This is a genomic window from Bdellovibrionota bacterium, from assembly GCA_035292885.1.
Lineage (GTDB): Bacteria > Bdellovibrionota_G > JALEGL01 > JALEGL01 > DATDPG01 > DATDPG01.
In genome coordinates, this window is the sequence record DATDPG010000162.1 from 1 (window position 1) to 24,873 (window position 24,873).

The following is a 24,873-nucleotide window of genomic DNA, read 5'->3' on the forward strand; positions in this document are numbered from 1 at the left end:
CACCGCCCGAGCCGGAGGCCGATTTTTTTCCGGAGGATATGGAAGATCCGTTGATGGAGGGATTTTCCGATGGCGATTCGGAGTCCCGACGAATTTCCACCGACGAAGAAGGTCGACCGGTCCGAACGAAGCGCGCCGCCACCGACGAAGAGTAGGCTGCGCGTGGTTGTGGGCAGCGACACGATCGTCGCCGTCGCAACGCCGGCGGGGAGAGGTGGAATCGGAATCGTCCGTCTCTCGGGCCCCGCGGCCGAGGGCGTCGCTCGAAAATTTTTTCGTCCGAAGAAGCCCCTCCCCTCTCCGTGGCCAAGTTTAGAGCTGGTTTACGGCGAGTTTGTTTATCCAGACGACGGCAGTGTCATCGACAACGGCTACGCCGTGCGAATGGCCGCGCCGAATTCTTTCACGGGCGAAGAGGTGGTCGAACTTCACGGTCACGGGAGTCCCGTCGCTCTTCAACGAATGGTCGCTGTTTGCATTTCCACCGGCGCCCGACTCGCCGAGCCGGGAGAATTCACAAAACGCGCGTTTCTCCATGGAAAGATCGACCTGGTTCAGACGGAAGCGGTCGCCGAGTTCATCGCCGCCCAGAGTGAAGCCGAACTTGCCGCAGCGCGGCGAAGGTTGGACGGAAAACTCTCCTCCCGTCTCCATCGATTACGAGAGGAGACGATATCAATCCTGGCCGAGTGCGAAGCCGACATCGATTTTCCCGAAGAAGGCCTCTCGCTCGTTACCCGCCCTCGCCTTCTGAATAAATTCGAAGAAATTCAACAGGTTGGAAAAGAAATTCGAGCCACGTACGAATCGAATCAACATCTTCAAACGGGGTTTCAGGTCGTCTTGATCGGCCGACCAAATGTCGGGAAGTCTTCTCTATTTAATGCTCTTCTTTCGATGGATCGGGCCATCGTGACGGAAGTAGCCGGAACGACGCGCGATATCCTTCGAGAGGAAATTCTCTTGAACGGCCGGCGCGTAAGGATTGTCGACACGGCAGGCCTCCGCGAATCGACTCAAGATGCTATTGAACGGATCGGAATGGATCGAACGACGCAAGAGATGAAGAAGGCCGACGTCGTCTGTCTGGTCTGCGACAGTACAGCCGGGTTCGGATTGGAAGATCAACGGATCTTGGATCAGTGGCCCGACAAGGAAATTTGGCTGGTTTGGAACAAAGTCGACCTTGAAATGCCGTCGGCTCCGCCGATTCTGAGACAAAGATCGTTTATGGTTTCAGCTCTGCGCGGAGACGGTGTTGCCGAGCTCCAGAACGCGATCGGCCGGCGGGTGGTGGAATTGACGACCGCCTGTTCCGATGGGGGAATTTCGAACGATCGCCAAAGGATCTTGATGGATCATTATTTGAAGGCGCTCGATCAAGCTGAGGCGGAGGGTCGAAAAGGTGGTTCGGCGGAGCTCGTAGCATTCGAACTTCGCCAGGCACATCGGGCGCTGTCACGAATAGTTGGCAAAGATGAGTCGGTCGAGGATATCTTGTCGGAAATCTTCTCCCGATTCTGTATAGGGAAGTAGAGCGCTGCGAGATGGTTCCACGTGAAACATTTACACCGGATCGTTTTTTTGATCTGGGGGATGTCTGGTTTTCTAAGCTTTTTGATGGCCTTCCATATCCCTGGGAAATTCTTCAAAAGGATCGAAAGGAAACTTGGATACGGGGGAATCTTCGGGCCACGGTCGATAAGATCGAGCGAAATGGAAATATCGTGACGCGGACAGTTTCCATCAAAGTGAGCGGGGGAGAGGCGGTCGTCCAGGCAGGAGCATATATTGTGGGGGACGAAATCGAACTTCGGTCCGGTGTGGAAATCGAAGCGGGAGCCTGGGTAAAGGGACCCACAATTTTGGGAGAGGGCACCATTGTTCGCCACGGTGCATACATTCGGGGAGGCGTGATCACCGGCAGGCGAGCCATCATCGGCCACGCGAGCGAGGTTAAGAGCTCGATTTTATTGAACGAAGCGAAGGCGCCGCATTTCGCGTATGTCGGCGACGCGATTCTCGGAAACGGCGTGAACCTTGGAGCGGGGACAAAGGTCTCCAACCTTAAGATTACAAATGACGAAATCATCGTTCGATTGCCCGAAAAGGAGATCAGGACGAGTCTTCGAAAATTCGGAGCGATCGTCGGCGACGAGACCGAGACCGGATGTAACTCGGTTCTCAATCCGGGCGTTCTTTTGGGTAAGAAATGTTTGGTCTATCCGGGGACGGTCGTACGGAAGAACTATTATTCCGAAGGAAGCTTCATCCGATGAAATTTGATGTTGTTGTTGTTGGGGCGGGGCATGCCGGCATTGAAGCGGCGCTGGCCGCGGCCCGGATGGGGACGAGAACTTGTCTTCTCACGATGAACCTCGACCGAATCGGCCACATGTCTTGCAACCCGGCGATCGGCGGCCTTGCCAAAGGTCAGATGGTCAAAGAGATCGACGCCCTCGGCGGCGAGATGGGGCGGGCGATTGATGAAACGGGGATCCAATTTCGGCGTCTCAATCTTAGCAAAGGTCCGGCGGTCTGGTCTTCGAGAGCCCAGGCCGACAAGGCGCTCTACGCCCGAAGGATGAAGCAGATCGTCGAGTCGACACCGATGCTCCACGTGAAACAGGGAATGGTAGACGAACTCGTTTTGGAAGGGAGCGTTTGTATTGGGCTAAAAACGGCGTTGGGCGAGGAGCTCCGAGCGGGCGCCGTAATTCTGACGACAGGGACCTTTTTAAATGGCCTCATTCACATAGGGACGTATACGGAGGCGGCCGGAAGGGCGGGGGACCTTCCATCAGTTAATCTATCGAAATCATTAATGAATATGGGCTTTCGTATGGGAAGGTTGAAGACGGGGACCGTTCCCCGATTGCATGAGAAAACCATAAACTTCACAAAACTGGATGTTCAATGGGGTGACGATCCCACTCCATTCTTTTCGTTCTTTGAACAATCCCCACTTTTGCCTCAAAAACCTTGTTGGATCACCTATACAAACGAGAAAACACACGAAATCATCCGAAATAACCTTTCAAAGTCTGCGATGTATGGTGGAAGGATCACTGGAACAGGTCCAAGGTACTGTCCAAGCATCGAAGATAAAATCGTTCGATTTGCCGATAGATCGAGACATCAGATTTTTTTGGAGCCGGAAGGGCTTGCGACACACGAGATTTACCCGAACGGTCTCTCCAATTCTTTGCCATTCGATGTTCAGGTCGGGTTTCTACGGACAATTCCAGGGTTGGAAGAAGTGGAAGTCATGCGTCCCGGCTACGCGATCGAATACGACTATGTCGATCCGACGGAACTTCATCCGTGGCTCGAGACAAAAAGAAGCCGAAATCTTTTTCACGCCGGACAGATCAACGGAACGACCGGGTACGAAGAGGCGGCGGGGCAGGGGATCGTAGCCGGAATCAATGCCGTATTGTCCCTCGATCGAAAAGATCCGTTCGTTCTCTCGCGTACGCAGGCTTACATCGGCGTATTGATCGACGATCTCGTGACGCGCGGAACGACCGAGCCGTACCGGATGTTCACGTCGCGCGCCGAACATCGTCTTCATCTGCGGGAAGACAACGCCGATCAACGTCTGCATGATTTCGGTTGGAAGTACGGAATCATCTCCTCCGCCGTCCACGCGAAATACGAAGCAAAGATGGCGGCGATCGGCGCGCTCGACGGCAAATTGCGTTCCCGCCAATTGACGCCGGATGCGGAGACGCTCGAAATATTTGCCGCGCTCTCCCTCGTACCGATCAAGAACGCGACGTCGCTCGAAAAACTTCTTTCGCGCCCCGACGTGAGCTGGAGCGTCTTGGAACGGTTCGATCCAACCCTCGCTTCTGAAGACCGCGCCGTGCGCGAGCAGGTGGAGATTCGCGCGAAGTACGCCGGCTACATCGAGCGGGAATTGGAAGAGATCGTCCGGGCCCTGCGGGATGAGGAAGAGGAATTCCCGCCGGACTTTGATTTTGCTTCGGTCCCGAGCCTTTCGAACGAAGTGCGCGAGAAACTTCGAACGATTCAGCCGAGGACGCTCGGGCAGGCCGCCCGGATCTCGGGCGTGACGCCGGCGGCGGTTTCGATTTTGAGCATTTTCCTTCGAAAACACCGCGAACGGAAGAAGACGAAACCGGCAGCCGATAAAACGCTCGGACGGGCAGAGGCGGGGGCGGACGTATGGGCCGTGTAATCGCCATCGCCAATCAAAAAGGGGGCGTGGGCAAAACCACCACCGCCGTGAATTTGGCCGCGGCGCTCGCCGTGGCCGAAAAAAAAGTCCTGCTGGTCGACATCGATCCGCAGGGAAACGCCACGAGTGCCACAGGAATTTCCACGTCCGAAATTGCGAATCATCAAATCTACCAAGTTCTTCTCGGCGAGTTGTCGATTGAATCGTGCATTCATCCGACGGAGCTTGAGCGATTATTTCTTCTGCCGGCCTCCGGCGACCTGATCGGATTTGAAATCGAGGCGATCGAACTTCCGGAGCGGGAGTTTTGCCTGAAAAAAGCGCTCGCCTCCGTTCGCGATCAATATGACTTTATTCTGATCGATTGCCCTCCGTCGCTCGGTCTGGTGACCGTCAACGCCTTGACCGCGGCGGACGGTGTCCTCGTTCCTCTTCAGTGTGAATATTTTGCCCTCGAAGGACTGGGCCGACTGCTGGGGACGTTGGATCGGATCCGAAGAAGTCTCAACCGGACCTTACTCCTCGAAGGAATTGTCCTGACGATGTTCGACCGGCGGAACAACCTGGCTCACCAAGTGGCCAAAGAGGTCGAGGAACATTGCGCCGCCCAGCTCTGGAAGACGCAGATACCGCGCAACGTCCGGCTGTCGGAAGCCCCCAGTTTTGGAAAGCCGATTTTTCTTTACGATATCCGCTCGCCCGGAGCGCAAGCGTATCTGGCGCTCGCCTCGGAATTCATGGAGCGGATCGGAAAGGGTGCCGAAACCACCCCAAACGTCGTACCCAAAGGAGTCGCAAATGACGGAACGGAAAGTGTTGGGCCGGGGACTCTCGTCCCTCATACCGAATCTACCCCCGACGGCCGCTGAGCCGACGGCGGGAACAGCCGCAATTGCGGCGGTGAGCAGCGTTGGGCCGGGCGCGCCCCCGGAGGTGTCGCCGAACGAAATCGCCATGAATCCGCATCAGCCACGCCGGAGATTTTCGGAAGCGGCGCTCGAACAACTGGCGCAATCCATTCGGCGGTGCGGAATTCTTCAGCCGTTGATCGTCCGAAAGAGCGAGCGCGGATATGAATTGATCGCCGGCGAAAGGCGACTCCGTGCGGCCAAGCGCGCCGGCCTGGCGACCGTGCCGGTCGTCCTGCGAGCCAGCACGGAGCGGGACCAACTCGAAGTGGCACTGGTCGAAAACCTTCAGCGGGAAGATTTAACGCCGATCGAGGAAGCCCGTGGATATGAGCGCCTTTCCGAGGAATTCGGCCTGACGCACGAAGAGATCGCCAAACGGGCTGGACGCGAGCGAAGCACGGTGACGAACATGCTCCGCCTTTTGGAGCTGGCGTCGCCCGTTCAGGAAATGGTGGGCGGGGGCGCCATTTCGATGGGTCACGCTCGCGCGCTTCTTCCGATTTCGGACGCCCGCCGGCAGGAGGAACTGGCCCATCGAATAGAGAAAGAAGGGCTCTCCGTCCGACAGGTGGAGGGGCTGGTCCGAAAGATGACGAGCGCCACGCATCGGCCGCGAAGAATTTCGGATCTGACGGCAAACCCCAATCTTCGAAGCCTGGCCGACGAACTTCAGCGGAAATTAGGAACGCGCGTGGACATTCTCCAGAAAGGGAAGGGGGGCGAGATCCGCGTGCACTATTATCAACCGGAAGACCTTCGTCGCATCAGCGATCGGTTGATCGCGGGCGCGTAACTCCTGCGATACGCCATGGCGGACGACCCAAAGTCGAAAGCGATGAAGCGACTGACGCCGCTTCAATTCAAAGTCACGCAGGAATGCGGAACGGAACCTCCGTTTCAAAACGAGTATTGGAATCATAAGAAGCCTGGAATTTACGTCGACGTGGTTTCGGGTGAGCCGCTGTTCAGCTCGACCGACAAATTTGATTCGGGGACCGGCTGGCCCAGTTTTCACCGGCCGCTGGAACCGGAAAATGTCGCGACACACGAAGACACGTCCCATGGAATAACGCGCGTAGAAGTTCGATCCAAGAAAGGGGATTCCCATCTGGGGCATGTTTTCCCCGACGGTCCGGGGCCGACCGGTCTCCGTTATTGTATCAACTCCGCCTCGCTCAAGTTTATCCCGGTCGAGAAATTGGAGGAGGAAGGGTACGGGCAATTTCTCTCCCTCTTTGAAAATTCGGAAAGGACGACGAAATGAAACAGGAAGAAGTCGCACTCTTAGCCGGCGGATGTTTTTGGGGCGTGGAACAGATTCTCCGCGAATTTCCCGGTGTCCTCGATACCGAAGTGGGCTATACAGGAGGGTCGACTGCCGGTCCGACTTACCCCGACGTGAAGAAAGGGACGACGGGACACGCCGAAGCCATTCAGGTCGTCTTTGATCCAACCAAGGTCAGTTACGAACAGCTGCTCGAATATTTTTTCCGTCTCCACGATCCCACGACGAAAAACCGCCAAGGGAACGACGCCGGCACGCAGTACCGTTCCGCGATTTTTTATTTCGATGAGAAACAAAAAGAGGTCGCCGAACGGGTGAAGCGGAAGGTTGCCCGATCGGGAAAATGGGAAAGAGAAATTGTGACGGAAATTGTTCCCGCCACACCGTTTTATCCCGCCGAGGATTACCATCAGGATTATTTGCAGAAGAACCCCGGCGGGTACACCTGCCACTGGGTTCGCGACTGAGGCGAAGGAGCCACAGGAATATGAGGAAGGAATATAGGTTCAAGGGCGGAACACGAGGGCGATTCGCGAAATCGATCAAGGTACAGAAGACGCTGCGGATCGATTCCGACGTGCTCCGGTTTTATAAACGACTGGCGGAAAAAGAGGGCATTCCTTATCAATCGCTCATCAATTTAACACTGCGGAAATTTGCCAGCGAAGGCGGGATTTTGACAATATCGGCCAAGGAATAAACGTACCCGTCAGCCGTTTTCGTGCCCCCCCTTTTTCACGGTCTTCTGCGCCTCCAGAAGATTTTGATTGAGCAGGGCGAAAAGTAGACCGTTTCCAAGTATCCAAAGCCCCGGTCCGATGTACGGGAGCAAATCGCGGTATGTCGCCCGGGTCGACGCCCCGACAAAACCTCGAACCTGTTCCCAGGGACTGAGAGGCGGAAAAAACTTTCGCAGCAAAGGGGTCAAAATCAAAAGCGCGAACAGGTTGTATGCCAACGTTCCCAAAAGAAGTGCGAACGATTTGCGAAACCAGAGACGAACGACTTTTCGGGAACCGAAAGCTTGAATCGACCGGGCCGGAGCATCCAGGAGCGAAATCAACGTTCGGCCGACCCACATGATCACCGCAAGGCACGCGGAAGTCACAACCCCCATAACGAGAAGGATTTTTCGGACCCCATCGTTCACTCCACACATTGTACTTTTTTCCTTATAACTTGACAGGTTAGGCCGATTTATCTACTACCAGCGCGGCTCTCAGGGCGGGTCTCCCCGCCCTTATTGCCTAGAATCATTAGCCTTACAAAGGAGATCAGTCATGGGACTTTTAAAAGGCGACAGCGAGCCGGCCACCCCTCCTACCTCCCTGTCGGGATCCAGGGCGACCGGATTCAATGCCATCTTGGATCGCGGAAGCGAGTTCGAAGGGAAGCTGACGTTTGAAGGAACCGTCCGAATCGACGGGAAATTCAAAGGTGAGATCAAATCCGACGCCAATCTGGTGATCGGGGAGAGCGGAAAAGTGGAAGCCGACATCAATGTGGCGACCGTTTCGATCAGCGGCGAAGTCAAAGGGAACATCACGGCCAAGACGAAGGTCGAGGTTCATGCCCCGGCGGTGGTTCGTGGAAATATTCACACCCCTTCTTTGGTCATTGAGGAAGGCGTGACGTTCGAAGGCAGCTGCATCATGGAGAAAACGGGAACGGGAACGATCTCGGCCGGAAAGACGCAGAAACCGAAGTTTGAAGTGGCGTCGATGGAAGGACGGAAAGGGGCCGACGAGCTTCGTTGATTCGCCGCAGTGCCTACATCTTCGTTCTTCTCGGGCTTTTCTTAGGTGTAGCCAAAGGTCTTCATACGGTGGGGTTCTGGTCGTTTGCCGGACTCCCCGAACCGCACGGATATGAGTGGATGGGGGTTTTGTTCTTGGGGGTGCTTTTTCTGCTGCAGAACGGTCTCTTCGCCCCGTACCTCAAAGTTCTGGAGGAACGGGAGTCCGAGACCGTGGTCAAGAAAAGGAAGGCCGAGAAGACATTTGAGGAAGCCAACTTGATGATCGCACAGTATCGAAGAGCCATTGAAGAGACGCGCTTGGCGGCGATTCGTGAGCGGGAGCAGCGGGCCTTAATGGCCGAAGAAGAAGAAAGAAGGTCCGTAACGTCGGCGAAACAACGGGCGTCGGAAGAGATGAAGAAATCGGGCGTGCGGTTGGCCGCCGAAGAAGAACGAACCCGAAAAGAACTGCGCGTCTCGGTTCCGTCGCTGGCGGAAGAAATCACGTCCCGCGTGATGGCGGCCGGGCGGGCCCGTTCGAATTACCGGCGGGCGTCGGCCGCGCCGGCATCCGATCGAGGATAAAGCGGAATCATGCGGGGCGTATCTGTACTCCAAATCGTGTCTCTAGCTCTGGGTTGCGTGCCCGGCGCGTTCGCTTCCGAAGGCGGCGGGCATCCTGATGGAGGGATCCCGGTATCCGTCTGGCTCAACGCCATTTTGCTCCTTCCGCTCCTGGCGATTCTTTTCCCCAAAATTCTGGCGATGTTCGGAGTGGCCCCCAAAGAACGCCGGGACCGACTTCAGCAAGCGGTTCAGGAGGCCGAAGAACTTCGTTCGAGGGTGGAGCAGATGGTTCGGGAATATGAGCAAAGACTGGCCGGGCTCGATCGGGAAATAAATCAGATTCTGGAAGAAGCCCGTTCGGAAGGGGAAAAAGAACAGCAAAGGATTTTAGAACGGGCGCAACGAATGGCCGAGAAAATTCGGGAAGACGCTCTGCGCATGGCCGAAAAGGAGCTGGAACGTAGCAAACGGAAACTCCGCCACGAATTCGCAGTACAAGCCACGGCGCAGGCGGCGGAAGCGCTCAAGAAGCTGGTGACGGAAAAGGAACATCAGGTCTTTCTGCACGGCCTGATGGAACGATTGGAAGAGAGCGATGGCCAAAGACGCTGAACACTTGGCGAAGCATTACGCCAAGGCGCTGCTCGACGTCATCACGGAAATGCGGGGCAAGGAGGTCTCGACCGTCCGGATGCAGGAGCAGCTGGTTGAGCTCTCCAACGTGATTCAAGGAGAAGCGTCGGCGTTTTTCGCCAACCCGATCTTCGGCCGGGAAGAAAAAGTCCGGGTTTTGGAAGCCATCTTCAAAAAGGTGAAAGTGGAACCGGAGATCGATCGGTTCGTTCGGATCCTCGCCTCGCTCAATCAGATGGATCTGGTGGATGAAGTAGCGCGAGAGTTCTCGAAAGTGGATCGTGAACGAAGAAATGAAATCGAGGCGGTGGTTCGCACGGCCTTTCCGTTGAGCTCCAAAGAGCTGGCGCGGATCGGCGAGGCTTTGGGCCGGGCCCTGAAGAAAAAGGTTTTGATCGATACGCAAGTGGATCGGGAATTAATCGGAGGCGTCATCGCCGAGGTCGGTGGAGTAGTCTACGACGCTTCGATTCGGAGTTTTCTCACACGGATGCAGGAGGAGCTGTAGGCATGACGATTCGAGCAGAAGAAATCACGCAGATGATCCGCACACAGGTGCGGGACTATGACAAACGGATGGAGGTGTCGGAAACGGGCGTTGTTCTCTCCGTAGGCGACGGGATCGCCCGGATTTTCGGTTTGGAAAACGCCATGTCGGGAGAGCTGTTGGCGTTTCCGCAGGGAGTTTCGGGAATCGTTTTGAATTTGGAAGAAAACAACGTCGGCGCGGCGCTTTTGGGGAACGACATCCTCATCAAAGAAGGGGACGTCGTAAAACGGACCGGCCGAATCGCCGAAGTTCCGGTCGGGAAGGAACTGGTGGGACGCGTCGTGAATGCGCTGGGGCAGCCGGTCGACGGGCGGGGGGACCTGAAGACCGAGGAGCGGCGAAAGATTGAGATCAAAGCGCCCGGCATCGTCGTCCGCCGCCCGGTGAAGGAACCGCTTCAGACCGGAATCAAGGCGATCGATTCGATGATTCCGATCGGCCGGGGCCAGCGAGAGCTGATCATCGGCGATCGCCAGACCGGAAAGACCGCGGTGGCGCTCGACACGATCATCAACCAGAAAGGGCTCGACGTCTTTTGCATTTACGTCGCGATCGGCCAAAAGCAGTCGACCGTCGCTCAGGTGATGGACAAGCTCGCAAAGTTCGGTGCGATGGAGTACACGACGATCGTAACCGCCACGGCGTCCGAATCGGCGCCGATGCAGTTTATGGCTCCATATGCCGGCGTGACGATGGGGGAATATTTCCGGGACAACGGCCAGCACGCATTGATCATTTACGACGATCTTTCCAAGCACGCGGTGGCCTACCGGCAGATGTCGCTTCTTCTTCGCCGCCCGCCGGGGCGCGAAGCGTTTCCGGGCGACGTTTTTTATCTCCACTCCCGACTCTTGGAACGGGCCGCCAAACTGAACGACAAAAACGGCGGCGGGTCGCTCACGGCGCTGCCGATCATCGAAACGCAGGCGGGGGACGTCTCGGCCTACATCCCGACGAACGTCATCTCCATCACCGACGGCCAGATTTATCTGGAAGCGGATCTTTTCTATTCGGGCGTGCGGCCGGCGATCAACGTCGGTCTTTCCGTATCGCGCGTCGGCGGATCGGCCCAGATCAAAGCGATGAAGCAGGTGGCGGGGACGCTCCGTCTGGAACTGGCACAGTACCGCGAATTGGCGGCGTTCGCGCAATTCAGTTCGGATCTCGACGCGGCGACACAGCGGCAACTGGCTCGCGGCGAAAGGCTGGTCGAAATTCTCAAACAGGGACAGTACGTGCCATACCCGGTCGAAAAGCAGGTCGTTGTTATCTTCGCGGCCATTAATGGATGGATCGACGGGTACGAAACCTGGGCGCTGAAACAATATGAGACGGAACTTCTTCATTATATGGACGCGAAGAAACCCGAAGTATTGCGGCTCGTGCGGGAAAAGAAGGAACTGAACGACGAGGTGAAGAGTGTCCTGAAGGCGACGCTGGACGAATTCAAGTCGATCTTTCAACCGACGGCAAAAAAATAGTGGCGAATCTCCGGGTCATACGTAAGCGGATTCGGACCGTCGCGTCCACCCGCAAGATCACGAAGGCGATGAAAATGGTCGCCGCGGCGCAGTTCCGCCGCTTCGAGGACCGCGTCAGGCAAGCAACGCCGTACGCCCAAAAACTGGACGAACTGCTTTTGGATCTTCGGCGGTCGGTGCGAACGGCGGTTCATCCGCTGTTGGAAGAGCGGCCGGTGCAAAAGCGGGCCCTGGTGGTTTTCACATCGGACCGGGGACTCTGCGGCGCTTTCAACGCCAACGTCCTGCGCCAGCTGGAGAGGGAAATGACCGAGAATCCCGCGACGATTCTCGTTCCGGCCGGACGGAAGGGGATCGGGTACGTCACGCGGCGAAATTATCCGCTTCTCCGTTCCGTGAACGATCTGTGGGGCAAATACACGTTTGAAAAGGCGGCGGCGTTGGCGGACGAGTTGGTGCAGGGATTTGTTGAAAAAAAATACGATCGAATCGATCTGTTGTTCAGCGAATTTCGGTCGGTGATTTCCCAACGACCGAAGAAAATGACGCTGGCCCCGATCGCGGCGCAACAGAGCGACGGGGAATCGGTCCTCCCGCCGATCTACGAACCGAACCGGGAGGAGATTTTGAAAGCCCTGGTTCCGCGGGCGATCCGGATCCGATTTTACGTCGCCGGTTTGAATTCATTGGCCAGCGAATTCGGGGCCCGGATGACGGCGATGGATTCGGCGACGCGGAATGCGGGGGAAATGATCGATAAACTGACATTGGACATGAATCGGGCGCGCCAGGCGACGATTACCAAGGAACTGATGGAAATTATCGCCGGCGCGGAAGCGCTTAAATAGTGTCCCGAGTCCGAGATACAGAGAAGGAGAGAGAAATGGCACAGGTGGTACGGGCGGAAGGAAGAATTCGGCAGGTGATCGGAGCGGTGGTCGATGTGGAATTTCCACGGGCCGAAATGCCGTCGGTTTACACGGCACTTAAAGTCACGAACCCCGCGATCGACGATCGGGCGTTCAATTTGGTTTTGGAAGTCGCGCAGCACATCGGCGAAGGGACGGTTCGAACGGTCGCCATGGATTCCACCGACGGTCTCGTTCGGGGAATGGCGGTTCAAAACACCGGCGCCCCCATCAGCATTCCGGTCGGGAAGGGTACGCTCGGTCGAATTATGAACGTCGTGGGCGACCCGGTCGACGATGGGGGACCGATCGAATCGAAGATGCGTTATCCGATTCACCGGCATCCACCCTCGTTTGAGGATCAGGAAACGACGGTTGAGGCGTTTGAGACCGGTATCAAAGTGGTCGACCTCTTGGCTCCGTATGCTCGAGGCGGAAAGATCGGCCTCTTCGGCGGTGCCGGCGTCGGCAAGACCGTCATCATCATGGAGCTGATTCACAATATCGCCACGAAGCACGGAGGCTATTCGGTGTTCGGCGGTGTCGGAGAGCGAACCCGCGAAGGAAACGACCTTTGGATCGAAATGAAAGAGTCGGGCGTCATCGACAAGACGGCCCTTGTCTACGGCCAGATGAACGAACCTCCGGGGGCCCGCGCACGCGTGGGTTTGACGGCACTTACAGTGTCGGAATATTTCCGAGACGAAGAAGGACAAGATGTTCTTCTCTTCATCGATAACATCTTCCGATTTACGCAGGCGAACTCGGAAGTGTCGGCCCTCTTGGGGCGCATGCCTTCGGCCGTAGGCTACCAGCCGACGCTCTCCACCGACCTGGGCGAGCTTCAGGAACGGATTACGACGACCAAGAAGGGATCGATCACATCCGTCCAGGCGATCTACGTTCCCGCGGACGATCTGACGGACCCGGCGCCGGCCACGACGTTCTCCCATCTGGATGCGACCACCGTTTTGTCGCGACAGATCGCCGAGTTGGGGATTTATCCCGCCGTGGATCCGCTCGATTCAACGTCCCGAATTCTCGACCCGCAGGTCGTGGGCGCGGAACATTACGCCGTTGCGCGGCAGGTGCAGGCGGTGTTGCAGCGTTACAAAGATCTGCAGGACATCATCGCGATTCTGGGCATGGACGAACTCTCCGAAGAAGATCGCCAGGTCGTTGCGCGCGCAAGAAAAATCCAGCGATTTCTTTCCCAGCCGTTCTTTGTCGCGGAAGCGTTCACGGGAACGCCCGGCAAGTACGTTAAATTGGCGGACACGATCCGCGGGTTCAAGGAAATCGCCGAAGGAAAACACGATACGCTCCCGGAACAGGCGTTTTATATGGTCGGAACCATCGAAGAGGCGATGGCGAAGGCCGAACGGTTGAAGAAAGAGGTCTCGGCGGAAGGAAAATAGTATGACCGAGAGACTTCAGCTCGACATCCTCACGCCGTCGCGAAAAATACTTTCGACGACGTGCGAGGAGGTTTACATGCCGGGAAGCGAAGGCGAGTTCGGCGTCCTCCGCGAACATTCACCGCTTGTGGCCACGCTCTCGATAGGAGTTGTGCGGATCAAAGACGGCGGAAACGTTGAACAGGTCGCGGTCCGCGGAGGATTCGTCCAGGTACGGGAGAATCGGATCGCGCTGCTGGCCGACGAAGCGATCAAGGCGAGCGAAGTCGATCGACTCGGGCTCGAAAAAGAGAGCGTTGAGGTCGAAGCGAAACTCCTGGATGCAGCGGTCGGCGTCGACGAAAGAACAAAGCTATACGGCGTTCGCGACTGGATCCGGGCGAAACAGCTGCTTTAACGACTTTATTTTTTCGCGACCGGAGTCGCCTTTAATTTCGTCTTGCCGTTTTCCGTCGTGACCTGAAATTTCACGCCCTGGGCATTCGTTTTCTTTTTGATGTTTTCAATCTGACCGGCGATCGTTTTTCGGAACGACTCCAGCGTGAGGCCCTGGATCGTTTCGCCGCATTTCTTTCGGTTCTCGACGTATGTACGGAAAAGTTGATCGTAGGGATCGGGTTTCTTCGAAACAGATTCTGGCTTCCCGGCGGTGGCCGGAGCAGAGGCCTGCAGCGGAGCGGCGCCGCGTTCCTTCTCGTGCAGCTTGGCTTTGAAGATGTCTCGGTTGTACGTCCCGTCTTCGATCTCGCGGAGGACGCGGTCCCAATACGTCGTGTAGGTGTTATAACGAGCGATCGCCTGCTGAAGTTTGAACTTCGCTCGCGGGTTTTTGATGTTAGCCCCGGAGTACTTGCGAATCAGATTGACGACCGCTTGGCGCTGTTTGACCGGCTCATGTTTTTCGAGACCGAGAAAGTATTGTTCGAAGGAAAGACGAAGTTTTTCGACCTCCTGGGTGAGAAGATCGGCGTCTTTGTTGATTGCGTCGGTGTCCTGAAGTTGCGTCAGCGCCATGGCCGCCGCTACTTTACCATGCCTGCGGCCACGCCGCCCGGCGATAGGGAAGCCACATGGGTCCCGGGATAATACGCTTCCAAAATCTGCCGGTAGGACTGGCCCGCCTCGGCGCGACCGATGGCGCCCATTTGACAAAGGCCGACACCGTGGCCGTATCCCCCGCCGGAAATGTCCAGGGAATCGATGGCGCCACCATTTTGTACGGAGCGCAGGACAAAAAGACTGGAGAGAAGACCCCCGAAAAGCATGCGAATCTCCAGCTCGCCGCGAATCCGTTTGGTTTCCGTTCCGGCGATCAGGTCCAGGTCGAGCGCTCTTCCGGAGATTCCCCGCTTGCGGACGCGGATATCGGTGAGGGGCGGTCGAAGTCCCTGGCTTTCGGCAATTCGGTCGAGGTCCTTTCGGCTCAGAGTCACCTTCCAGCGCCACCGATCCTCTCGCGTGAGCGTGGCTCGACCGCAATAGGAACTTGGGGGTGACAATAGATATTGCTCGACGCGGGCGTCGTTGTTGAGGGGATAGGTGGGACTCGAACCGATCTCATCGTCGACTCCGTCCAAATACGGTTGCGATGCCCCGCCCCAAATGCCTTTTCGTGGTTCCGTGTGTCCGCCGCAGATCGAATGATAAAACGTTTCGGCCAACGCTCCCGAGGTTTCGCGCACGACCAGATTGGCGGTGTCATGGATGGAAGCCGAGACTTCCGGTTTCTTCAGTTTCAGGCCGCGATAAACCTGGCAGTTGGTGCTGGCGCAGACGACGAAAGGGCGGGTGGAGTACTCGGGGAAAACATTTCGGACGGCGTACGTTCGGGCGATGATCGCTTGCGACCGCAACGCTTCGGGAGGCGCGCTGGAAAACATCTCCGACGGCACGACGCCTTCCAGATAACTGAAAAAGGGGGTCGACTGAACGAAAGAAAGCGTCGCATCCAACCCCGGCACGACGAAGAGACGAGGCCCGAACCATTCGGCGGAAGGTTCCCCGACGCGATCCTCGGCGACGAAATCGAGGAGCTCCACCGGCCCCTGAGGAGAGAGAATCTCCAGGAATCCGGAGAACTCTTTTGAGAAATTGCTGTTTTCCGCCCGGAGATTCGCTTGAACAAGGGGGGGAAGTTCAACTCTGCCGTACACGTGGCAGGAGACTTTCCAGGCCTTCTTGGCGTCGCCGCAAGCGGATTGTGCAATCGCTTCGGATGTGGGAGGCGTCAGGGAAAGCACCCATCGTTCCGTCGTACTTCCACCGATCTCCAGATCCATCGCCGAAGGTCCCACCCAACGGGCGGAGAGATACCCGCGCGATTTCCAACGCTCCGCATCGGAATTCGGATGGTGTTCTCCCCGCCCCCGGAGTCGATGCTCGACGCCCGCGAAATAAGAGACCACGGCCGGCCGCACAATTCTCCGGGTCTCCACCACCCAGATAACGTCGTTGGGAGACGCCACTTCCCATGAGCCGACTTCGGAGTACGCGCGAATCCGCATTCGCTCCAATGCGCGGAAGCGAATTTTGGAGCCGGACGGAATCAATCCGATTCGGATCGACTCCCGGTCATCGGTCGGAGGGGTCCAAAAACTCCGATAAAGATCCCGAAGAAGCCTTCCTCCATCGCCGATCTCCGGCGGAGCCAAAACCAGAACCGGCCGTTCCGGGGCACAAGTTCCAAACAACAACAGAAGGACCGGAAACGCCAGAATCCGAAGGAGAGTCTTGAAACGGGTTTTGATAACCCGTCTATTATATCTTTCGTAGCGTCGGAGGCGATTGCAAGTTTACGTCAGACCGAGCTGCACACGGATCGCGCGTTCCACCTGTTCCATGTCGGATTTTGAAATCCTCCCCGCACGAGTCTTCATTCGAATTTTACTGACTGTCGCGACTTGATCGGCCATCGCTTTGTTCTGTTTTCCGTTGAGGGTCACGTACGCCTCGCTCGGATAAAGGCGGTCCACATTTGTCGCGAGCGGAACCACCTGGACGCGATTCAAAAACTTATTGGAGGCATCGTTGCTGACAATGACTGCGGGACGTTGCTTTCGGATTTCGCCCCCGAGGGATGGTCCGAAATCAACCCACCAAACCTCACCTCGGATCATCCTCAACATCTCCGATGAGCGCCTCCGACCACTCCGCAGCTTCTCGTTCACGAGTCTCGTCTTGGGCCATAGATTGGTACGCTGCCTCTAGATCGTGCCCAAGCACGTGCGGACGCGCTAAAGCCTCCAGAAATTTACTGATCCGTCGAGGACCAATAACCATTTGTAATCCTTCGTAGATTTTCTCATCGATCGTAATGGTAAGCTTCCGTTGCATACTACACGTGTATTATACGTGTAGTATGCAAGAGCGCGCAAGGTGTCCGGGACGCTGTAAAGTTCAGGTCGCCGACTCGGGTTTTTCTTCCGGTTTCGCGCCGTTCCGGCTCTTTTGCGCATCCCGCACATGCAACAAGCCGTTGACCGGCAGAGCATCCAACCGAAGATTGAGTGACTGATCGCGATTGACGAACGCCACGCCCACTTTCATCCACTGCTTTTTCTGCAGCCCTTCCCGTTCCACGATCGTGTAGACATATTTCATTTCAGCCATTTCTAATTCCTCCTGGCCCGATCGTCTGAGCAAGAACCGTGCACATGGGAAAGCCGGGTGCGTCCCAAGAAAATCCTACTGGAGAGAGGTAAGAGACCGAACTTCAAATTCAGTACCGGCTGAAAACCGACTCTGATACGAATCAACGGGAATGGAACAACGGCGCAAAGCAATATTGGTTTTCGTCTTCTTCACGCTTTTTTACGCGTTGAGTAATTCCTTCCGCCCCACGGTCCAGATGCCGGACGAAGAATACGTTCTTTTGGTCACGTCCAATCTGGTATCCCAAAGGCCGCTTTATCTTCCCGACGCCGTTCCCAAGTACCCCGGAGCCGCCGACTTAGGAAAGAACGGAAAATACTATTCGGCATACCAAATCGGTCAGTCGTTGGTGTATGCGCCGTTCTATTTCGCGACGAAACAGATTCTTTCTTGGAGTGAACCGTACGGTTCGGTGAAATACGGAAGCGAAGTTGAATACGACGTTTGGTTGGAGCGCGAAACGCGCCGTTATCTTTACCTCTGCCCGACGCTCTTTGCCGCGCTATCCTGCGCGATCTTTTTTCTTTTCGCCTGCGGTTTAGGATTCGCCGAAACTACCGGCCTGGCACTCACCGTCTTTTATGGCCTTGGAACGATGGTCTGGCCCTATTCAAAACTTCTTCTCACGGAAACGACGCAAAACCTTCTCCTGTTGAGCGCGGTCTACCTTCTCTTCAATCAGAGGAAAGAAGGCGCCCTGCGTCCCAAGGCTATGGCTCTTGCGGGCGCCTGCTTCGGCCTTCTGCTCTCCATCCGCGTGATATTCATCGTGCTCCTGCCGGTCCTCGCCGTTTATTGGTTTTGGAAAAATCGCAGTGAGCGAAGACTGATCGCTCCCATCCTGGCTTTCGGCCTTCCGGCGGCGCTGCTCTTTGTTCCTCAGCTCATCTACGACTACGTCCGATTTTCCAATGTTTTTTCTCTCGGGTATGGCGGCGCGGGGTTCACGACCCCTCTTTACGTAGGTCTCTTCGGTTTTCTCTTCAGTCCCGGAAAAAGCTTCTTCCTTTATAGTCCGGTGGCGCTTCTCTTTTTCTTTGGGATGCGCCCGTTTTTGAAACGGGCGCGGGCGGAAGCGCTTTTGTTTTGTGCGATTGGCCTGATCGTTCCGATTAAATATGCCGGATGGTGGGTCTGGTCGGGGGATCCCTGTTGGGGGCCCCGCTTTCTTTTGGTCATTACGCCATTTCTTCTTCTCCCCGCGGGGGAAATCCTCGAACGAGTCATTCAACGAGAGTCGATTCTTAAGCGCGCAATCGTCGCGCTGCTGTTTGCTCTTTCCTTCACGGTCCAAGTCCTCGCGGTTTCGGTTCACTACCTTTATTTTCTGAACTACGTGCGCCAAGCCGCTTCGTTTGTTCCCCCAAGCCGCCTGGTGGCCTCGCCGTTGACGGCCGACGGCGCGCTGCCGTTGCGCGACCGCCATTTGGATACGGAATTTAATCCCGAATACTCGCCGATCTTGGGACAAGCTTGGCTCGTCAAGACGCTCCTTACACACGATCCACATCCGGCACTTTCGGCCCCGTGGAAAGGGCTCGGTTTTACCGCCCTGCACGATGCCGTCCCGCTCAAGGTCGCCTGGGATATCTGGGTCGTCGAGCTTTTGCGCGAAGGGCTTTACTGGCGAAACATCAAAGCCATTCTCGGCGCGATTGCGCTCTTGATGATTCTCACGATCGTCGGCCAGGAACTCTTTCGATCGGTCTTCGTTCCTCGGCCGTGAGACCGTTACTCCTGCAAGAAAAACTGTTGGGGGCTTTTTCGGGTCGTCGGTGGTTTCTTTCGGCTCGGTCCCTTCCCGGAACGCTTCGAAGACGGCCCCCTATTCTTCTTCAAATGGGCTATGTACGTCTAAGAACCGAAATCTCCTGAAGTCACTGTCGTGCGTATACAACATCCGGACTCCGTGCTGCTTTAAGAGCGAAGCCAGATGAACATCGGACACGTGGCTTCCGCGGGCTGGAAATGTGCGGGTCACTTCTTTGTAGACCTCCCAGAAGCCGTCTTCCTCCACCAACATTCTCGCCCTCGGAATGGAAAGCAAGCGATCCACGTTCGAGCATGCGTCTTCCGGCGTAAGGGGAGAAGAAAAAATAGCCGCATGAGTGGATATGCGCACATAGCTTATCACCACAACCCACGGAATGCAGAAGAGGTCGGCACGAGAAGAGCATCCTTCTAGAAAGGATTTTGCCTTCGCATGGAAGGGGCTCGCTTCGTCCGAAGCGTACAAGAGAATGTTCACATCAACGGAATAGCTCACGACTTATTTTCTGTGAGGCGCCAAACGAGCTCTTTATCGGCCAGATTGACCCGTGAGTTCATCGATCTTGAAATCCATTTCCAAGAACTCTTCTTGGGAGGGGGACCGGCCGGTCGGCCAAGCGCCTGGGCCAGAAGCTCGGAAATTAGCTGCCCTAACGGTCTCTTCAGCCTCCGCTGAAGCCGGCGGACATCGCGCAACACAGGCTCGTCGATATTGATGGTGGTTCTACCCATGATGACCTGATGTTATCATAAGACGCATCAGATGTCGATCTGATGTTCAACGAAAACTACGTGACAGGTGGTTCTCTGGAGGATCGAAATTCGGGCGGAGAGCTTCACTTACTCCTGCAAGAAAAACTGTTGGGGACTTTTTCGGGTCTTTGCTTCTTCGGTGGTTTCCTTCGGCTCGGTCCCTTCCCGGAACGCTTCAAACACGGCCCCCTTGGTCTTGCCCGAAGCGAGTTTCCCCGTTTCCGGATCGATCTGCGCGAACAAGATTCCGTCCGGCACCTTGAAATCAAGGACCGACTCGCCTTTCAGCGCTTCTTGCATAAAAGCGAGCCAGATCGGACTGGCCACGCGCCCTCCCTCCTCTTGCACTCCCAACGTTCCGACTTCGTCGAAGCCGACCCAAACACCGGCGGCGAGGGAGGGGGTAAACCCGATGAACCAGGCATCATTGTTCTCGTTCGTGGTTCCGGTCTTTCCAGCTGCGGGGCGGGCGAGGGCCTGGGCACGGCGGCCGGTTCCGAAATGAATCACTTCCTTTAAGAGATGGGTCATCACGTACGAGGTCTGCGGGCTGATGGCGTATTCCGGCGGCAATTCCGCCTTCGGGTCTTTTCCGATCGTCGTCGCTTTTTGATGGAGTCCCCGGGAAAGCCAGCGCTGCTCCGCCACGGCCGCCTGTTCCACGATATCGAGAGCAGGGTCCTCCAAGATATTCCGTTCGAGGACATTCCCGTCCCGGTCGACGATCTTTTTGATGGCGATCGGTTCGACCTTTTTCCCTCCCGCGGCAAAGACGGTGTACGCCTTGACCAACTCAAGCGGATAGACGCCGGACGAACCGAGAGCCAGGGAAAAGTCGCGGGCGAGCGGAGCCGAGATCCCCATCCGTTGAGCATAGGAGATAACCGTGTCGATCCCCAACTCCTGCGCGATTTTGATCGTCGGCACGTTCCGCGACTCGATCAGGCAGTCGCGGAAAATCGTTTCGCCGTGAAATTTTCCCGAGAAGTTCTTCGGCCGCCACCGAACGTCGGTGGTCGGGTCGTCGTACACGATCGGAGCGTCGATGATCATGCTCGCGGCCGTAAACCCATGGTCGATCGCCGCGGCGTAGATGATCGGCTTGAACGCCGAACCCGGTTGGCGCCTGGCTTGCGTGGCCCGATTGAATTCGCTCTTTTCAAAATCGTATCCCCCCACCATCGCGCGAATGCCGCCGTTACGCGGGTCGATGGCAATGAGCGCGCTCTGAACCATGGGTTCTTGGCTCAACGCCAGGGGGATAACATCCTTCGGCAAGGTTTTTTTGTGTGTCGATGGGTCCTTGACGAGCCGAACCAGAACAACATCCCCCTGCTTTAAAGCCTGACTCGGTCGGTCGATGAGATGGGCGCTCCAAAGTTTTTCGCCATCCGGTTTTCGCGCCCAGGACATCTCTTCGATGGGAATGGCTCCCTTTTGGGTACCGAGCGAGACGAAAGCGACGCCCTCCCTGTCGCGAACTTCCGTTACAAGAGCTTTGTATTTGCGCTTTGGATCGAGAGGCCCCTTGTTCTCCTCCTCGAGCTTCTTGAGCAGCGGAGGCCATTCGGCCTTTACGAGATTTTGGATCGGCCCGCGGTACCCCTGATGGCGGTCCACCGCCTCGACGCCTTCGCGAATCGCCTCCTGGGCTCCTTTGGCCGCCGAGGCGTCGAGCGTCGTATAGACCTGAAGACCTCCTTCCAAGACCAATTCGTCGCCGTATTTCTCAACCACATACCGCCGCACATGTTCTACGAAATACGGGGAGTACTGAAAATTGACGTTGGACTGTTCCAAAATCGCAAGCTTCTCCTCCAAGGCGTTTTTTTGATCCTCTTCGGAGATAAAGCCTTCTTCCGCCATTCGTTTGAGAACGTACGCCTGCCGTTTTGAGGCGCGTTCGAAGCTGGCATGTGGGTTGTCGGAACTGGGAGCCTTGGTCAGTCCGGCGATCATCGCCATTTCTCCCAGCGTGAGATCGGCGACGTCTTTGTTGAAGAACGTCTGGGAGGCGGCCTGGGCACCGTACGAGTGATGACCCAGGAACACCTGATTCAGATAGATTTCGAGGATCTGTTCTTTGGTGAGGTATTTCTCCATCTTAAAGGCGAGGACGACGTCGCGCGCCTTTCGCAGGAGACTCCGCTCGCGCGAACGGAGAAGAATTTCTTTCGCCACCTGCTGCGTGATCGTGCTTCCCCCCTGTTTCACCTCTCCCGCCAGCAGATTCTTGAACATAGCCCGAAGAATCCCGCTCCAGGATATCCCTTTGTGCCGGAAGAACTGATCGTCCTCCGCCGCAAGGAACGCTTTGATCAAGAGCGGAGGGATCTGATGAAGCGGAACGAAAATCCGCCGTTCACGGTAGAACTCGCCGATTTTGATGTATTCATCGCTGAAAATTTCCGAAGCGACCGGCGGTCGGTAACGTTGAAGGGTCGATACGGAAGGGAGATCCCAAAGGATCGCAACACTGAGGACGCCGGCGGCGCAAAGCAGACCGAGAAATGCATAGGCTACCAATCGAACTTTTGTCGCCAGGTTCATGGATCGCGCGAAGCTCTTACTTTACAATGAGGAGCGATTCATTTCGAGGACGATGACCGACAGCCCCGAAAAACGCCGTTTTGCGCGTATCGACCTCGACGCCCAGATCAAAGTCGCTTTTCCGGGGACTGACGCGCGGCGCCAGCTCTTGATGGAGAATCTGAGCGCCGGCGGTCTTTTTATTCGAACGCCTCAACCCAAGCCGATCGGGACGAGATTGCAGTTTGAGTTTTCGGTCCGCGACGGCGGAAAGCCGATCGTCGGGGCCGGTATCGTACGTTGGATAGAACCGGACCCTCAAAAGCATCCAGGTATGGGTATTCAGTTCACGGAGCTGAATGAAGAGGGGAGAAGAGAGCTGTCGGAAATCCTGCAAAACCGCAATGGACGGTCCTCTACATAAATCCAGCCCTTCTCGCCGAGCTTAGTGCCAGGCCGAATTCCTGGAGGTCGTAAGAAGGGTGCTTGACAAAGGATAGGGGCTTCACTTATAGAACCGGGCCTCGATGGAGGTTCGCGTAAGTGCCTGGATTTAATGGGCTTTTGACCGTGCTCCCCAGGGAAGCGGGATGCGGTCGAAAACGCGGCGTCGGCGGGATTTCCTACGGATAATGGAGGCAGAAGATGGTGGCAACGACCCGGGATTGCGACGAAAACGTGGCGCGCACATTGCGGCTATCGATTACCGGCGAATGCAACCTATCCTGTTTCTACTGTAAACCCTTAGGGCGGGCTCGGGCGCTTTTTGAAACCAAGAATCTGATTCAACCCTCGGACGTAACCAAGCTCGTCAAAATTGTGGGTGAGCTCGGTGTAACCCGCGTGATCATCGCGGGTGGCGAACCTCTACTTCGAAAGGACGCCGCCAATTTCGTTAAAGCGGCAAGTGCGCATAAAGCGATTGAAGAGGTTCGTGTCGTGACGAACGGAACGCGCCTGAAGGATTTCGCCGATCCATTGCGAAAAATGGGCCTTAGGAAGATCGACGTCAATTTCGACAGCCTCGATTTTCGGAAATATCAGCGGATTACGGGGGAAGATCATCTCTATCGGGTTTTGGACGGCGTGGATAAGGTCGAAAAACTTCACTACACCGATATTCGGCTCAACATCCTCTTGTTGAGCGGGATCAACGACGGCGAGGTGATCAATTTTTCCCGAATGACGAAAGACCACAAAGTCCATTTACGTTTCATCGAATATCATCCAAAAGTCGCGAGCGGCGACCCTTACGCCGACCGGCCGACGTTGTCGGTTCTCGGCGTGAAACGGATGATCGACAACTTCCAGCAATTGAGGCAGGTCGAGTTCTCCGCCGACGACGATGGGAGCGCCCCCGCTTGGCAATTTGTGGACGGTCTCGGAAAAATTTCATTCGTCAGCCGAATGGAACTGGACAAGGAAGAAGCGGAACCGCGAATCCTGTTCAACGCGGACGGCACATTGTCGAACGAAATCAATCCGCAGCGATCGCAACCGATTTTGGAAGAGCTTCGTCGGGACGCCAAAGAAGACCGGCTCCATCGGATGATCGAGAAGATCATGCGAAGCCCTTCGGTTTCCAGGAAACCCGAGCGCGCGCCGGCGGTCCTTGTGGCGCGAGGCCGACCTTCGGCGTCAAAGTCGCGCCGTGCGGTAGCCACGCACTAAAATGCGCATATAATCACGCTGTGTTCGGAATCGGCACGGGTGAACTTATCATCCTTTTTTTCATTGTTTTCTTGGTGTACGGGCCGGACCGGCTTCCGCACCTTGCCCGAACGCTCGGAAAAATCGCGCGAGACCTGCGAAACGCCACGGACGAAGTCAAAAACGCCGTGTCCAACCCGGTCGAGAAAATCTTAGCGGAGCCAAAGCCGGAGACCAAAAAAGAAAAACAGACGCCGGACGATGGAAAAAGCGCCACATAGCGGCGAAGTCCGAATGTCGTTCATGGAGCACCTGGTCGAACTTCGCCAGCGGCTGGTGAAGTCCGTGATCGCCGTATGCATCGGCTTTGGCGCGGCGTACACGTTTGCGGAGAGGCTGTTCGGATTTCTGACGATTCCGTACAACCAAGCCTATCGAGAAGTCTTTCACCGAGAAGCAAAACTGGTGAACACCGGGCTCATCGAACCGTTCCTGGTCTATTTGAAGGTGGGAATGATGGCCGGCGTTTTTCTCGCCAGCCCCTTCATCTTTTATCAGCTGTGGCAATTCGTGGCTCCCGGACTGCGGCCGCAAGAGCGGAAACATGTCGTGCCGTTTGTTCTGCTCGCATCGCTCTTTTTTATCGGAGGGGCGTTGTTCGGATACTTCGGCGTCTTTCCGATCGGATTTAAGTATTTTCTTTCCGTGGCGCCCGCGGGCTACGTGGATCCGTTGATTCGGATGGATGAGTATTATCGACTCGCGGCTTGGATGATGGTCGTCTTCGGCCTGGTCTTCGAAGGCCCGCTGATCGTTCTCTACCTC

Annotated in this window: 27 protein-coding genes and 2 pseudogenes; 21 read left to right on the plus strand and 8 right to left on the minus strand. The window is 56.2% G+C overall.

Features of this window, described 5'->3' with window-relative positions:
- The first annotated feature begins 162 nt into the window (after positions 1–162).
- The 8 genes and pseudogenes from mnmE to VI895_11640 all read left to right on the plus strand — a co-directional run bounded on the left by mnmE (position 163) and on the right by VI895_11640 (position 7,100).
- The gene (gene mnmE, locus VI895_11605) at positions 163–1,536 is read left to right on the plus strand and encodes a tRNA uridine-5-carboxymethylaminomethyl(34) synthesis GTPase MnmE (protein HLG20445.1); all 1,374 of its coding nucleotides are present in this window, start codon (positions 163–165) and stop codon (positions 1,534–1,536) included.
- Positions 1,537–1,547: 11 nt separating this feature from the next.
- On the plus strand, positions 1,548–2,279 hold the full coding sequence (locus tag VI895_11610; protein ID HLG20446.1) for a hypothetical protein: 732 nt from the start codon (positions 1,548–1,550) through the stop codon (positions 2,277–2,279).
- Positions 2,276–4,204 (plus strand): tRNA uridine-5-carboxymethylaminomethyl(34) synthesis enzyme MnmG, encoded by a 1,929-nt coding sequence (gene mnmG / locus VI895_11615; GenBank protein HLG20447.1) that lies wholly within the window; start codon positions 2,276–2,278, stop codon positions 4,202–4,204. The genes VI895_11610 and mnmG overlap by 4 nt, the downstream gene beginning before the upstream one ends.
- A pseudogene (locus tag VI895_11620) lies at positions 4,192–4,950 on the plus strand (AAA family ATPase). Before mnmG ends, VI895_11620 begins: the two are co-directional and overlap by 13 nt.
- Positions 4,951–5,002: 52 nt before the next feature.
- The gene (locus VI895_11625; GenBank protein ID HLG20448.1) at positions 5,003–5,908 is read left to right on the plus strand and encodes a ParB/RepB/Spo0J family partition protein; all 906 of its coding nucleotides are present in this window, start codon (positions 5,003–5,005) and stop codon (positions 5,906–5,908) included.
- 45 nt (positions 5,909–5,953) lie between these two features.
- A pseudogene (gene msrB / locus VI895_11630) lies at positions 5,954–6,379 on the plus strand (peptide-methionine (R)-S-oxide reductase MsrB).
- A complete protein-coding gene (msrA, locus tag VI895_11635) occupies positions 6,376–6,867 on the plus strand; it encodes a peptide-methionine (S)-S-oxide reductase MsrA (protein HLG20449.1) in 492 nt (163 codons plus the stop codon). The pseudogene msrB and the gene msrA overlap by 4 nt, the downstream one beginning before the upstream one ends.
- A 20-nt stretch (positions 6,868–6,887) precedes the next feature.
- Positions 6,888–7,100: a BrnA antitoxin family protein gene (locus VI895_11640; GenBank protein HLG20450.1), complete on the plus strand. Its 213-nt coding sequence runs from the start codon at positions 6,888–6,890 to the stop codon at positions 7,098–7,100.
- Between the two features lie 9 nt (positions 7,101–7,109).
- Here the strand turns inward: VI895_11640 and VI895_11645 are convergent, their stop codons facing one another.
- Positions 7,110–7,550, minus strand: a complete 441-nt coding sequence (locus VI895_11645; GenBank protein HLG20451.1) for a hypothetical protein — start codon at positions 7,548–7,550, stop codon at positions 7,110–7,112.
- Positions 7,551–7,680: 130 nt separating this feature from the next.
- Here VI895_11645 and VI895_11650 point away from each other — a divergent pair, with 130 nt between their 5' ends.
- The 8 genes from VI895_11650 to atpC are packed head-to-tail and all read left to right on the plus strand — an operon-like array spanning position 7,681 to position 14,092.
- Entirely contained in the window at positions 7,681–8,157 is a 477-nt protein-coding gene (locus VI895_11650; GenBank protein ID HLG20452.1) for a polymer-forming cytoskeletal protein, read from the plus strand.
- A complete protein-coding gene (locus VI895_11655) occupies positions 8,154–8,723 on the plus strand; it encodes an ATP synthase F0 subunit B (GenBank protein ID HLG20453.1) in 570 nt (189 codons plus the stop codon). Before VI895_11650 ends, VI895_11655 begins: the two co-directional genes overlap by 4 nt.
- Before the next feature lie 9 nt (positions 8,724–8,732).
- Entirely contained in the window at positions 8,733–9,317 is a 585-nt protein-coding gene (locus tag VI895_11660) for an ATP synthase F0 subunit B (GenBank protein HLG20454.1), read from the plus strand.
- Positions 9,301–9,846: an ATP synthase F1 subunit delta gene (gene atpH / locus VI895_11665; protein HLG20455.1), complete on the plus strand. Its 546-nt coding sequence runs from the start codon at positions 9,301–9,303 to the stop codon at positions 9,844–9,846. The genes VI895_11660 and atpH overlap by 17 nt, the downstream gene beginning before the upstream one ends.
- Before the next feature lie 2 nt (positions 9,847–9,848).
- On the plus strand, positions 9,849–11,369 hold the full coding sequence (gene atpA, locus VI895_11670) for a F0F1 ATP synthase subunit alpha (protein ID HLG20456.1): 1,521 nt from the start codon (positions 9,849–9,851) through the stop codon (positions 11,367–11,369).
- On the plus strand, positions 11,369–12,217 hold the full coding sequence (gene atpG / locus VI895_11675) for an ATP synthase F1 subunit gamma (protein HLG20457.1): 849 nt from the start codon (positions 11,369–11,371) through the stop codon (positions 12,215–12,217). The genes atpA and atpG overlap by 1 nt, the downstream gene beginning before the upstream one ends.
- A gap of 35 nt (positions 12,218–12,252) precedes the next feature.
- Positions 12,253–13,695 carry a F0F1 ATP synthase subunit beta gene (gene atpD, locus VI895_11680; GenBank protein HLG20458.1) on the plus strand — a complete coding sequence of 481 codons (1,443 nt, stop codon included), beginning with the start codon at positions 12,253–12,255 and terminating at the stop codon, positions 13,693–13,695.
- A gap of 1 nt (position 13,696) precedes the next feature.
- A complete protein-coding gene (gene atpC / locus VI895_11685; protein HLG20459.1) occupies positions 13,697–14,092 on the plus strand; it encodes an ATP synthase F1 subunit epsilon in 396 nt (131 codons plus the stop codon).
- Positions 14,093–14,097: 5 nt separating this feature from the next.
- On the opposite strand, the gene VI895_11690 is transcribed toward atpC, so the two are convergent.
- The 4 genes from VI895_11690 to VI895_11705 form a co-directional block, all read right to left on the minus strand.
- The gene (locus VI895_11690) at positions 14,098–14,709 is read right to left on the minus strand and encodes an MXAN_5187 C-terminal domain-containing protein (GenBank protein HLG20460.1); all 612 of its coding nucleotides are present in this window, start codon (positions 14,707–14,709) and stop codon (positions 14,098–14,100) included.
- Positions 14,710–14,717: 8 nt separating this feature from the next.
- Entirely contained in the window at positions 14,718–16,346 is a 1,629-nt protein-coding gene (locus VI895_11695) for a SpoIID/LytB domain-containing protein (GenBank protein HLG20461.1), read from the minus strand.
- 141 nt (positions 16,347–16,487) lie between these two features.
- Positions 16,488–16,811, minus strand: coding sequence for a type II toxin-antitoxin system PemK/MazF family toxin (locus tag VI895_11700; GenBank protein ID HLG20462.1), 324 nt, complete (start codon positions 16,809–16,811; stop codon positions 16,488–16,490).
- A 280-nt stretch (positions 16,812–17,091) separates the two neighbouring features.
- Positions 17,092–17,304, minus strand: a complete 213-nt coding sequence (locus tag VI895_11705) for a hypothetical protein (protein HLG20463.1) — start codon at positions 17,302–17,304, stop codon at positions 17,092–17,094.
- 151 nt (positions 17,305–17,455) lie between these two features.
- Here VI895_11705 and VI895_11710 point away from each other — a divergent pair, with 151 nt between their 5' ends.
- Positions 17,456–19,072 carry a hypothetical protein gene (locus VI895_11710; GenBank protein ID HLG20464.1) on the plus strand — a complete coding sequence of 539 codons (1,617 nt, stop codon included), beginning with the start codon at positions 17,456–17,458 and terminating at the stop codon, positions 19,070–19,072.
- 99 nt (positions 19,073–19,171) lie between these two features.
- On the opposite strand, the gene VI895_11715 is transcribed toward VI895_11710, so the two are convergent.
- The 3 genes from VI895_11715 to VI895_11725 form a co-directional block, all read right to left on the minus strand.
- Positions 19,172–19,612, minus strand: a complete 441-nt coding sequence (locus VI895_11715; GenBank protein ID HLG20465.1) for a TA system VapC family ribonuclease toxin — start codon at positions 19,610–19,612, stop codon at positions 19,172–19,174.
- Entirely contained in the window at positions 19,609–19,848 is a 240-nt protein-coding gene (locus tag VI895_11720) for an antitoxin (protein HLG20466.1), read from the minus strand. The genes VI895_11715 and VI895_11720 overlap by 4 nt, the downstream gene beginning before the upstream one ends.
- A gap of 108 nt (positions 19,849–19,956) precedes the next feature.
- Complete coding sequence (locus VI895_11725; protein ID HLG20467.1) at positions 19,957–22,419, minus strand: PBP1A family penicillin-binding protein; 2,463 nt, start codon at positions 22,417–22,419, stop codon at positions 19,957–19,959.
- Here VI895_11725 and VI895_11730 point away from each other — a divergent pair.
- The 4 genes from VI895_11730 to tatC all read left to right on the plus strand — a co-directional run.
- Positions 22,418–22,822 (plus strand): TIGR02266 family protein, encoded by a 405-nt coding sequence (locus tag VI895_11730; GenBank protein ID HLG20468.1) that lies wholly within the window; start codon positions 22,418–22,420, stop codon positions 22,820–22,822. The two genes, VI895_11725 and VI895_11730, sit on opposite strands and share 2 nt — an antisense overlap.
- A gap of 221 nt (positions 22,823–23,043) precedes the next feature.
- On the plus strand, positions 23,044–24,069 hold the full coding sequence (locus VI895_11735) for a radical SAM protein (protein HLG20469.1): 1,026 nt from the start codon (positions 23,044–23,046) through the stop codon (positions 24,067–24,069).
- A 20-nt stretch (positions 24,070–24,089) separates the two neighbouring features.
- Positions 24,090–24,329 (plus strand): twin-arginine translocase TatA/TatE family subunit, encoded by a 240-nt coding sequence (locus VI895_11740; GenBank protein ID HLG20470.1) that lies wholly within the window; start codon positions 24,090–24,092, stop codon positions 24,327–24,329.
- Positions 24,310–24,873: twin-arginine translocase subunit TatC (tatC, locus tag VI895_11745; GenBank protein ID HLG20471.1), on the plus strand; the 564-nt coding region annotated here is incomplete at its 3' end. The genes VI895_11740 and tatC, both read left to right, overlap by 20 nt.